Here is a 2,007-nt window from a genome sequence, read left to right as displayed (position 1 = left end):
CAAACACGGGGCGATTCAGTGAATATAAAAATGAATTTCTTTCATTAACGTTACACTAATCCCTGCGAAATGTGCTCTCCCACACTTTTTATCAGGTTTATTTAATCTAGTATCAGTAGGATCATCTGGGCTTGAATAAATCTTGATCTTGTTATAATCACCATAGAATTGGCAATCAGAAATTTTTAACTTACAGACTTCACTTCTTCTGATACCAGTTTGTCTCAATATTGATAGAATTAAATAATTGCGTAACTTACATTTTTTAAAAGGATTATCTTTTGAACTAGGTAAAACTATTTTTTTAAATGAATCATAAATTTCATCAGGTATTACAGTTTCAACTAACTCTACACTTGAAACGTTATTAGTTCCTTGAGTATAGCTTTCTCGTAATTTTAACTTTGAAATAACCTTATTATATGAATCCTTTAAATTGGGCGGTGCTTGTCGATCACCATGGTAGTGTTCATGGATATAGACTAAATACTTCCTAAGAGTTCTTATTCTGCCTGTTGTTGTTTCTGTTGATACTTTGTTTTTATTAAATGATGATGCTGAAATTGCATTCCTGATATATTTACTTTCACTATTATTAGGTACTGAAAATAGATTTTTTTGTGAAAAAGAATCTTTTTTTAGGCGCATGTGCCCATAGAACTGACTTAATTCATTCGGACTTATATACAAACCAGAACTAACTCTAAGCTCTAGATCAATTTCTTCTGCGTCAAAATAATTAAGTACGGTTTTGAGTTCATACGCTACACGGAGTTTGGTTGAATATGATGTGTTTAAAAATACATCATATAGAAACGCATTTGCTAGAGGTAAAATAGGAATATCATTTAAGCCAATAAAGGCAATAAAGCGCTTAGATCCAACTTTATATTGACTAACATTCATACTTTACAAAACCAATCATTACTATAAGTGGGTTAGTAAAATATAGCGTACTTTACAAAAAGAGCAAAAAACAATCTAAATATTAATGAGTGACTTTTAATTTTTTTCTGAAAGAATAATAGGTTGGAGGAAACAAAAAAGAAATATTAATAATTACAAAAAAGATATTTAATATAATTTACCACCAGAGAGGCAAACCATTATACGGTCACCTTCTTCAATCATGTTAAAGTCCATAACTGCTTGGCCAGTTAAACGGCGTAAACGCTTTTGTAACTTATTAAAGTTATATTGAGCTTTGGCTTGAGCTGAGTTAGACACTACGCCCCCTTAGTAAACAATGCAGCAAATTACTTGCTAGAAATAAAGGGGCGTATTATATGTTATTAGCATAGGGAGCTACAGCAAAATTATTAATCTTTTGCCAGTGGGCTTACATAGCCGTCCGGTTTTAGTGCTAATACATCGCAGTCTAGGCTATCTATTACATGCTCTGCAGTATTGCCAACTAGCGCAGCACTTAACCCTGTACGTCCAACAGTTCCAATAACCACTAATTCACTATTCAAACGATTTGCAATATCAGGAATTACATCTTCTGGTAAGCCTTCTTCAATAAAGCATTGCTCAGAAGTTAATGTAAATTCAGTAGCCAGTGCATTAGTTGATTCCCTATGGTGTTTTTTAACTGATTCGTTGTAAAGACTAGGATTAAACTCTGGTATTTCAATAGCTATATTAATAGGGGTGGCAGGATATGCATTGACTAAGTTAAGTTTTGCATTAGCAAGCTCACATAAAAATTGCGCGTCTTTAATTATTCGTTTGTTTAACGCTATATGCTGATCATTTTCGCTCACTGCGTTAACAGCAGCTAAAATATTGCCATTTTCAGGCCATGCCATTTCTTTTACAAATAATACTGGAGTAGGGCATTTACGCACCAAATGCCAATCTGTAGGGGTAAATATCACCGATTTTAGTGCGCCATGTTGATGAGTACTTTTAATGACTAAATCGTAATTTTGATCGATAACTGTTTCAATAATGGCTTCGTAAGGGCGGTTATGCCAAACAACTAAGTAACCGTCGGCTAAACCA

2 protein-coding genes and 1 pseudogene are annotated in these 2,007 nt (G+C 33.4%); all 3 read right to left on the bottom strand.

Translation table 11 applies throughout. The features are described 5' to 3' along the window. Positions 1-15: 15 nt before the first annotated feature. A complete protein-coding gene (locus CWB65_RS19405; protein ID WP_138741279.1) occupies positions 16-906 on the bottom strand; it encodes a site-specific integrase in 891 nt (296 codons plus the stop codon). Between the two features lie 177 nt (positions 907-1,083). Beyond that, positions 1,084-1,227: pseudogene (locus CWB65_RS19400) on the bottom strand (tRNA 2-thiocytidine(32) synthetase TtcA); the annotation flags it as partial. 92 nt (positions 1,228-1,319) lie between these two features. Continuing rightward, the coding region (gene uspE / locus CWB65_RS19395) for a universal stress protein UspE (protein WP_138741278.1) at positions 1,320-2,007 on the bottom strand (688 nt) is incomplete at its 5' end.

Origin of the sequence: Pseudoalteromonas sp. S554, from assembly GCF_005930865.1 — a bacterium.
Lineage (GTDB): Bacteria > Pseudomonadota > Gammaproteobacteria > Enterobacterales > Alteromonadaceae > Pseudoalteromonas > Pseudoalteromonas marina.
Note: the sequence above shows the minus strand (reverse complement) of the source record. Positions and strands in the feature narration are given on the sequence as shown.